The sequence below is a fragment of the Streptomyces sp. NPDC051582 genome, assembly GCF_040681715.1.
In the GTDB taxonomy this organism is placed as follows: domain Bacteria; phylum Actinomycetota; class Actinomycetes; order Streptomycetales; family Streptomycetaceae; genus Streptomyces.
The window spans coordinates 249,752-258,607 of the sequence record NZ_JBFAZJ010000008.1; the positions used below are offsets into that span (position 1 = coordinate 249,752).

An 8,856-nucleotide genomic window follows, 5' to 3' on the forward strand; every position below is an offset into this window, starting at 1 on the left:
AAGCACCCGGGCGGCCGCGCACGGCTCTGCGGTACGGTCGAGATCACGATGGCTACGATCGATGAGTGCCGCGCCGCACTCGACAGACTCTCCGGCAACCTCGCACAGGCCGATGGCGGTGTGCGCGGCGCCGCCGCGATGGACCGCTCCCTGAGCTGCCACATCACGGACCTCGACCAGACCTTCACGGGCCGCCTCGAAGGCGGACGGATCCGGGTGGACGCGGTTTCCCCCGGTCCGCCCGCCACGAAGGCCGAGATCCGGCTCGCGATGACGGGCGACGACCTGGTGGCCATGGTCGCGGGCGACCTCAAGTTCGCCAAGGCCTGGGCCTCCGGCCGGGTCCGCCTGGAGGCCGGCTTCCGCGACCTGCTCCGCCTCAAGAGCCTGTTGTAGTCGCCGTCAGCCGCCCGGCCGGGGACTTCGGCTTGCGCGCCGCCGGGATCACCAGCGGGGTGCCGGTCTCCGGGTCGTCGATGATCTGGCAGCGCAGGCCGAAGACCTCCTCCACCAGCTCCGCCGTGACCACCTCGGCCGGCGGCCCCTCCGCCACGACCTTGCCGGCGCGCATCGCGATGAGGTGCGTGGCGTAGCGGGCCGCGTGGTTGAGGTCGTGGAGCACGGCCACCAGGGTCCGCCCCTGCTCCTCGTGCAGCGCGGCGCACAGGTCCAGCACGTCGATCTGGTGCTGGATGTCCAGGTACGTGGTCGGCTCGTCCAGCAGCAGCAGCGGCGTCTGCTGCGCCAGCGCCATCGCGATCCACACCCGCTGGCGCTGCCCGCCCGACAGTTCGTCCACCGACCGGTCCGCGAGCTCGGCTACCCCGGTCGAGGCCATCGACTCCCGCACGATCCGCTCGTCCTGCGGCGACCACTGCCGCAGCAGCCCCTGGTGCGGGTACCGGCCGCGCGAGACCAGGTCGGCGACCGTGATCCCGTCCGGCGCGATCGAGGACTGCGGCAGCAGGCCGAGCGTCTTGGCGACCTTCTTCGCCGGCATCGAGCCGATGGCGTGCCCGTCCAGCAGCACCTGCCCGGCGGACGGCTTCAGCATCCGCGACAGGGCGCGCAGCAGCGTGGACTTGCCGCACGCGTTGGGTCCGACGATCACCGTGAACGAGTGGTCGGGGATCTCCACCGACAGGTTCTCGGCGATGACCCGCTGGTCGTAGCCGAGGGTCACGTTCTGCGCGGTCAGCCGCTGCACCTGCGTACTCCTTGAGTTGCTCGTATCCGTGCTCATATGCGTCCCGCCTTGCGCTCGGTGACGAGCAGCCAGAGCAGGTAGACGCCGCCGACCAGCCCGGTCACCACGCCCACCGGCAGCTGGTCGGCGCCGAAGGCGCGCTGCGAGGCCCAGTCGGACACGAGCAGCAGGACGGATCCCATCAGCGCGCCGGTGAGCAGGTTCGACCCCGGCGAGCGGGTCAGTCGACGGGCCAGCTGGGGCGCGGCCAGGGCGACGAAGGAGATGGGACCCGCGGCCGCGGCGGCCGCGGTGGTCAGCAGGACCGCCGCCAGCATCAGCAGCATCCGCGTACGTTCCACCCGTACTCCGAGGGCGTACGCGGCGTCGTCGCCCATCTCCATCATCCGCAGGGCCCTGCCCTGTCCGAGGACGAGCGGGAACAGGACCGCGCAGGTCGCCAGCAGGGGCCAGACCTGGCTCCAGTCCCGGCCGGCCAGCGAGCCGGTCAGCCAGACCATCGCGCGCGTCGCCTCGACGAGCTGGGCCTTGGTCAGCAGGTAGTTGATGACGGCGACGAGCATCGCGGAGGCGCCGATGCCGACCAGCACCAGCCGGTAGCCGTGGATGCCGCGCCGGTAGGACAGCAGGTAGACGAGGACGCCGGTGAGCAGCCCGCCCACCAGCGCACCCGCGGAAACCTCCGTCGCACCGCCCTTGAACAGGACGATCACGGTGAGCGCGCCGACCGCCGAGCCGTAGCTGAAACCGAGCAGGTCCGGGGAGCCGAGCGGATTGCGGGAGACGGACTGGAAGACGGCGCCGGCCATCCCCAGCGCGGCGCCCACCAGCAACGCGACCACCACCCGCGGCAGCCGCAGGTCGTTGACGATGAAGTCGTTCGCGGGGGTGCCGTTGCCCAGCAGGGTCTGCACGACGTCCCACGGCGCGATCTCGAAATCGCCGGTGCCGATGAGGACGACGGCCATCGCCAGCGCGGCCGCGACGAGCAGCAGCCCGACCGTCAGCGCGCGCGGCTCCAGCCGCAGGGACAGCCCTCCGGGGCCGCGCAGGGCACGGGATCCGGGCTTGTCCGCCCGAAGGTCGACGGTCACAGCTGGGCCATCCTCTTGCGCCGGACGAGGTGGATGAAGACGGGTCCGCCGATCAGCGCGGTGACGATGCCGACCTGGAGTTCGGCGGGCCGCGTGACGACGCGGCCGATGACGTCCGCGCCCAGCAGCAGCACCGGCGAGAGGACCGCCGAGTAGGCGAGCACCCACCGCATGTCGGGACCGGTGATGATCCGCACCAGGTGCGGGATCATCAGCCCGATGAAGACGATCGGCCCGCAGGCGGCGGTCGCCGCCCCGCACAGCAGCGTGATGGCCACCATCGCGCCGATCCGGGTCCGGGTCAGGTGGGCGCCCAGCGCCCGCGCGGTGTCGTCGCCCATGGCCATCGCGTTGAGCGGCCGGCCCAGGGTGAGCGCGATCACCGCGCCGACCACCAGGAACGGCGCCACCTGCCGGACGGTGTCCATGTTCGCGGAAGCCAGGGAGCCCACGGTCCAGAAGCGCAGCTTGTCGAGGGCCTTGCTGTCCATCAGCTGCACGGCGTTGATGTAGCCGACCAGGGCCGCGCTGGCCGCCGTACCGGCGAGCGCGAGGCGCACCGGGGTCGCGCTGCGGCTGCCGCCGAGTACGTAGACGACGACGGAGACGACGGCGGCGCCGAGGAAGGCCCACCACACGAACTCGCTGAGCGAGGAGGCCCCGAGGAAGGTGATCGCCGAGACCACGGCGGCCGCGGCGCCCGCGTTGACGCCGAGGATGCCGGGCTCGGCCAGCGGATTGCGGGTCAGCGCCTGCATCACGGCGCCGGACAGGCCGAGGCCGAGACCGACCATCAGCCCGAGGAGGGTGCGCGGGACCCGCAGGTCGCGCACCACGACGTCGGAGGGCGTCCCCGCGTAGTGGAACAGGCCGTGCCAGACCTGGTCGAGGGGCATCTGTTTGGCGCCAACGGCGATGCTCGCCACCGCGATCAGGGCCAGCACCGCGAGGGCGGCGAGCAGACCGGCGGCGCGCGCGGCGTGCCGCGGGCGGATGGCGGCGACCGGCGCCGCGCTCTGTTCGGGGGGACTCTCGACCAACACGAGGTTAGGTTAGCCTACCCTGCGCCCGAACAGGCCCTGGAGCCCGATCCGTACACAGGTTCCAGGTATCGGCGAGACGCCTCTAGAGGCCGATCCGGGCCAGCGCCTTCCCCGCGTCCAGCGCACAGGACCCGTCCCCGGCCCGCGTCCACGCCGCCGCGCACAGCGCCCGCAGCCCGTCGAGCGGCTCGCCCTCGCCCCGCAGCTCCAGTGCGTCCCCCGCCGCCACCGCGGTCCAGCCCCCGCAGCGGAAGCCCTCCCCCGCCGCCACGACCTCCGGCTGCCCCGTCAACAGCCCCCGCAGGTCCCGGTCCACGTACGTCGGCCGGTGCGCCGGCTCGGCCCGCAGCAGCTGGGCCCCGTCCGTCACCCCGGTCAGCACCAGCAGCGAGTCGACCTGCCCGTTGAACGCGCCCTCGATGTCCGTGTCCAGCCGGTCCCCGACCACCAGCGGCCGCTGCGCCCCCGTCCGCAGCACCGTCTCCCGGTGCATCGGGGGCAGCGGCTTGCCCGCCACCTGCGGCTCCGCGCCCGTCGCGATCCGTACGACTTCCACCGCCGCACCGTTGCCCGGCCCGATCCCGCGCGCCCCCGGAATCGTCAGATCGGTGTTCGAGGCGAACCACGGCACCCCGCGGTGGATCGCGTACGAGGCCTCCGCGAACCGCGACCACGGCAGGTCCGGGCCCCCGTACCCCTGGACGACCGCCGCCAGGCCCTCCTCGTCGGCGGAGTCCACCGGTACGAGCCCCCGCTCGCGCAGCGCGACCCGCAGCCCCTCCCCGCCGATCACCAGCACCTTCGACCCCGGCTCCACCTGCTCCGAGATCAGCCGGGCCACCGCCTGCGCCGAGGTGATCACCTCGCCCGCCTCGGTCGGGATCCCCAGCTCGCCCAGGTGTTCGGCGACCGCCTCCGGGGTGCGCAGCGCGTTGTTCGTGACGTACGCGAGGTGCATCCCGCCGTCCCGGGCCGCGGCCAGGGACTCCGCCGCGTACGTGATCGCCTCGCCACCCGCGTACACCACGCCGTCCAGGTCCAGCAGGGCCGTGTCGTACGCCTGGTGCAGGCTGCGCTCGCTGCCCGCCGGACTCGTCCTGCTCTGCCGGGTCATCCTGTCGGCTCCTGTCCGCTCGATCTGTCCGCCGGGTGGTCGACCGGCCCGTTCGCGACGTCCGTCCGTCCGTGACCGATACCCACCGCATGTGCGCTGCGGTCTTGCTCACCCGATCATCCCGCATCGCGAGACGCGTCTTACCATGCACCAATGACCACACCTGGTACCGCGGACGACGGGCTGCGCCTGATCCCCTTCCATGGACTGCGCTACGTCCCGGAGCGTGTCGGCAGCCTGGCCGCCGTCACCTCACCGCCGTACGACGTGGTCGTGCGGCCCGACGGCGTCGACCACCTGGAGTCCGCCGACCCGCACAACATCGTCCGCCTGATCCTCCCGCAGGCCGACACCCCCGCAGAGCGCAACGAACAGGCCGCGCACACCCTGCACGACTGGCTCGCCAAGGGCGTCCTCAGCGCCGACCCCGAGCCCGCGCTCTACGTCTACGAGCAGCGCAAGGGCAGCGTGCTCCAGCGCGGCGTGATCGGCGCCCTGGCCCTCTCGAAGCCCGACGCCGGCATCGTCCTCCCGCACGAGGACGTCATGCCCGACGTGGTCACCGACCGGGCCGGTCTGATGCGGGCCGCTTCGGCCAATCTGGAACCCCTCCTGCTCACCTACCTCGGCGGGGACCCCGCGGCCGGCGCGACGGCGGTCGTCGAGCGGACCGCCGCCCGCCCGCCCCTGCTGGCCACCACCACCGAGGACGGCTTCCGGCACCGGCTCTGGGCCATCACCGACCCCGCCGACCTGGCCGCCGTCACCGCCGACCTCGGCCACCGCCAGGCCCTCATCGCCGACGGCCACCACCGCTGGGCGACCTACCTGCGCCTCCAGGAGGAGCACCAGTCCCCCACCGACTGGGACTTCGGCCTGGTCCTCCTCGTCGACACCGCCCGCTACCCGCTCCAGGTCCGCGCCATCCACCGGATGCTGCGCCGGCTCCCGGTCGCTCGGGCCCTGGCCGCAGTGGAGGGCCACTTCCTTGTCCGTCCGGTCGACGGCCCGCTGCCGCTCGCCCTGGAGGCCCTCGCCGACGCCGCGGAGCGTGGCAACGCCTTCCTCCTGGCCGGCGACGGCGCCTTCCACCTGGTCACCGACCCGGACCTGGACCTCCTGGAGCGCACCGTACGCCGCGACCGTCCCGAGGCCTGGCGCCGGCTGGACGCGACCGTGCTGCACGCGACCCTGCTGGACGCCCTGTGGCAGATCCCGGACGCCCCGGACCAGATCACCTACATCCACGACGCGGCGGCCACCGTCGCCATGGCCGAGCGCCACGGCGGCACCGCGGTCCTGCTGCACCCCGTACGGGAGGCGGTCGTCCGGGACCTGGCCCGCCAGGGCGTCACGATGCCCCGCAAGTCCACCTCGTTCGGCCCGAAGCCGGCGACCGGCCTGGTCCTGCGCAGCCTCGACTGACCCGGCTCGACCCAGCGCGACCCGGCCCGGCGCGACCCGGCCCGGCCCCACACGGCCGGACCGCGGACACGAAAAAGGGCGGTACCCCCGGAGGGGTACCGCCCTTTCTCACCTCAGCAGGTCAGGCGCTCAGGCCTTGTCGAGGTCCTGCGCGTCGTCCTCGTCCTCGTCCTCGTCCTCGACGACGGAAATCTCGTCGGTGACGTCGACGTCGGCGTCCGTGGCGGGGCGTTCGAGGGGCTCGTACTCCTCGTCGTCCTCGTCGTAGTACTCGGCCTGGTCGGAGGCACGCTCGGCGGCGGCCACCTCGGCGGCGTCCTGCTCGTCGTCCTCGTCCTCGGCGTCGATGTCGTCCGGCTCATCGCCGCCGAGCGCGTCGACGAACTCGACCCCGTCCAGCTCGGCGAGCCGGTCGGAGGCGTCCATCGCGCCGTCCTTGTCCGCCTCGACCGTCTTGGCGAACCACTCGCGCGCCTCGTCCTCACGGCCGGCGGCCAGCAGGGCGTCGGCGTAGGCGTACCGCAGACGGGCGGTCCACGACTGCACGGAGTTGGAGGCCAGCTCCGGGCTCTGCAGGGTCACGATGGCGGCGTCGAGCTGCCCCATGTCCCGGCGGGCACCGGCGGCGACCAGGCGCATCTCGACCTGGCCGGCCTTGTCCAGCTTCTGCACCTCGGGCTCGCCGGCCATGGCCAGCGCGCGCTCGGGGCGGCCGAGGCCGCGCTCGCAGTCGGCCATGACGGGCCACAGCTCGACGGAGCCGGTCATGCGCTTGGCGGCGCGGAACTCCGCGAGCGCCTCGCTGTACTTCTGCGTGGCGTACGCGGCGAAGCCGGCGGCCTCGCGAACGGCGGCGACGCGGGAGGCCAGGCGCAGGGCGATGCGCGAGTACGCGTACGCCTGCTCCGGGTCCTCGTCGATCAGCCGCGCGACCATGACGAGGTTCTTGGAAACCTCTTCGGCCAGGCCCTTGGGCAGGCTCAGCAGCTCCTGACGCACATCGGCGTCGATCTCGAAGCCGGTGACGTCCTCGTCGATCGGAAGCCGCTTGACCGGGTCCCGGTCGCGGTCCGCACGGTAGTCGCGGTCGCCGCCACGGTCATCGCGGCCGCCACGGTAGCCACCGCGGTCGCCACCGCGGTCGTCACGGCCGCGGAACCCGCCCCGGTCGCCACCGCGGTCATCACGACGGGGGTAGGACGGACGGTCCCCGCCACGGTCGTCACGGCCGCCGCGGAAACCACCGCGGTCGTCGTCGCGACGGGGGTACGAGGGACGCCCACCACGGTCGTCGTCACGGCGCGGGTAGGACGGCCGGTCGCCACCACGGTCGTCACGGCGGAAGCCGCCGCCACCACCGGAGGGGCGGTCACCGCGGTCGTCACGGCGCGGGTAGGACGGACGGTCCCCGCCACGGTCGTCGCGACCGCCGCGGAATCCACCGCGGTCGTCGTCACGGCGCGGGTAGGACGGACGGTCGCCACCACGGTCGTCGCGACGGAAGCCGCCGCCACCACCGGAAGGCCGGTCGCCACGGTCGTCACGGCGGAAACCGCCACCGGCGGGCCGGTCGTCGCGGCGCGGGTACGAGGGACGCCCACCACGGTCGTCATCACGACGGGGGTAGGACGGACGGTCGCCGCCACGGTCGTCACGGCCGCCGCGGAATCCACCGCGGTCGTCGTCGCGACGGGGGTACGAGGGACGCCCACCACGGTCGTCGTCACGGCGCGGGTAGGACGGCCGGTCGCCACCACGGTCGTCGCGACGGAAGCCGCCGCCACCACCGGAGGGGCGGTCGCCACGGTCGTCACGGCGGAAGCCGCCGCCGCCACCGGAGGGACGTCCACCACGGTCGTCATCGCGGCGCGGGTAGGACGGACGGTCCTCGCGGCCGCGGAAGCCGCCACCGGTCGGGCGGTCGCCACCACGGTCGTCACGGCGGAAGCCGCCGCCACCGCCGCCGGAGGGGCGGTCACCGCGGTCGTCACGGCGCGGGAAGGACGGACGGTCCCCGCCACGGTCGTCGCGACCGCCGCGGAAACCACCGCGGTCGTCGTCACGGCGCGGGAAGGACGGGCGGTCGCCACCACGGTCATCGCGACGGAAGCCGCCGCCACCGCCGCCGGCGGGACGCCCACCACGGTCGTCATCACGACGGGGGTAGGACGGACGGTCCCCGCCACGGTCGTCACGGCCGCCGCGGAAACCACCGCGGTCGTCGTCACGGCGCGGGTACGAGGGACGCCCACCACGGTCGTCGTCACGGCGCGGGTAGGACGGCCGGTCGCCACCACGGTCGTCACGGCGGAAGCCACCGCCACCGCCGCCACCACCGGCGGGACGCCCGCCACGGTCGTCACGGCGGAAACCGCCGCCGCCACCGGAAGGACGGTCACCGGTCGGACGGCCGCCGCGGTCGTCGCGGCGGAAGCCACCACGGTCACCGCCACGGTCGTCACGGCCCCCGCGGTAGCCGCCCCTGTCACCGCCGTCGTTGCGCCGAGGCTCGCGCTCCGGACGATCGTCGGGAGAGTTGGACATGGGTGTGACTCCTGTCTTCGGGGTACCGCTAGTCATTCTCGCGCAACCAACCCATGGCCGCGCTTCGGCGTAAAGAGGTGAAAAACAAAAAAGGACCCTTGGTCCAGCGTTGAACGCTGGACCAAGGGTCCTTTGAAAGATTGTTCGGCGGCGTCCTACTCTCCCACAGGGTCCCCCCTGCAGTACCATCGGCGCTGAAAGGCTTAGCTTCCGGGTTCGGAATGTAACCGGGCGTTTCCCTAACGCTATGACCACCGAAACCCTATCGGTTTCGAGCGAACAAGCACACTTTGTAGTTGTGTTCCAGCTCTAGAAACCAGCAACTGTTCGTTGCTTCAGAACTAACACAGTGGACGCGAGCAACTGAGGACAAGCCCTCGGCCTATTAGTACCAGTCAGCTCCACCCGTTACCGGGCTTCCACATCTGG

At 72.8% G+C, this 8,856-nt stretch carries 7 protein-coding genes, 1 rRNA gene and 1 pseudogene; 2 read left to right on the forward strand and 7 right to left on the reverse strand.

The features are described 5' to 3' along the window. Nucleotides 1-48 precede the first annotated feature (48 nt). Nucleotides 49-396: an SCP2 sterol-binding domain-containing protein gene (locus AB0M92_RS14035; RefSeq protein ID WP_366102367.1), complete on the forward strand. Its 348-nt coding sequence runs from the start codon at nt 49-51 to the stop codon at nt 394-396. Here AB0M92_RS14035 and AB0M92_RS14040 read toward each other — a convergent pair. The 4 genes from AB0M92_RS14040 to AB0M92_RS14055 all read right to left on the reverse strand — a co-directional run bounded on the left by AB0M92_RS14040 (nt 380) and on the right by AB0M92_RS14055 (nt 4,458). Further along, entirely contained in the window at nt 380-1,243 is an 864-nt protein-coding gene (locus AB0M92_RS14040) for an ABC transporter ATP-binding protein (protein WP_366102368.1), read from the reverse strand. The genes AB0M92_RS14035 and AB0M92_RS14040 overlap by 17 nt on opposite strands. Beyond that, the gene (locus AB0M92_RS14045; RefSeq protein ID WP_366102369.1) at nt 1,240-2,301 is read right to left on the reverse strand and encodes an iron chelate uptake ABC transporter family permease subunit; all 1,062 of its coding nucleotides are present in this window, start codon (nt 2,299-2,301) and stop codon (nt 1,240-1,242) included. Before AB0M92_RS14045 ends, AB0M92_RS14040 begins: the two co-directional genes overlap by 4 nt. After that, nucleotides 2,298-3,341, reverse strand: a complete 1,044-nt coding sequence (locus AB0M92_RS14050) for an iron chelate uptake ABC transporter family permease subunit (RefSeq protein ID WP_366102389.1) — start codon at nt 3,339-3,341, stop codon at nt 2,298-2,300. Before AB0M92_RS14050 ends, AB0M92_RS14045 begins: the two co-directional genes overlap by 4 nt. 85 nt (nt 3,342-3,426) lie before the next feature. Beyond that, nucleotides 3,427-4,458, reverse strand: coding sequence for an HAD hydrolase-like protein (locus AB0M92_RS14055; RefSeq protein WP_366102370.1), 1,032 nt, complete (start codon nt 4,456-4,458; stop codon nt 3,427-3,429). Nucleotides 4,459-4,611: 153 nt separating this feature from the next. Between AB0M92_RS14055 and AB0M92_RS14060 the strand changes: the two genes are divergently transcribed. Further along, nucleotides 4,612-5,883 (forward strand): DUF1015 domain-containing protein, encoded by a 1,272-nt coding sequence (locus AB0M92_RS14060; protein ID WP_366102371.1) that lies wholly within the window; start codon nt 4,612-4,614, stop codon nt 5,881-5,883. A 129-nt stretch (nt 5,884-6,012) separates the two neighbouring features. Here AB0M92_RS14060 and AB0M92_RS14065 read toward each other — a convergent pair whose 3' ends face one another. The 3 genes and pseudogenes from AB0M92_RS14065 to rrf all read right to left on the reverse strand — a co-directional run bounded on the left by AB0M92_RS14065 (nt 6,013) and on the right by rrf (nt 8,686). Further along, on the reverse strand, nt 6,013-6,882 hold the full coding sequence (locus AB0M92_RS14065; RefSeq protein ID WP_366102390.1) for a hypothetical protein: 870 nt from the start codon (nt 6,880-6,882) through the stop codon (nt 6,013-6,015). A gap of 138 nt (nt 6,883-7,020) precedes the next feature. Then, nucleotides 7,021-8,463 (reverse strand): annotated as a pseudogene (locus AB0M92_RS14070) (hypothetical protein); the annotation flags it as partial. Between the two features lie 106 nt (nt 8,464-8,569). Continuing rightward, nucleotides 8,570-8,686 (reverse strand): 5S ribosomal RNA (gene rrf / locus AB0M92_RS14075). Nucleotides 8,687-8,856 lie beyond the last annotated feature (170 nt).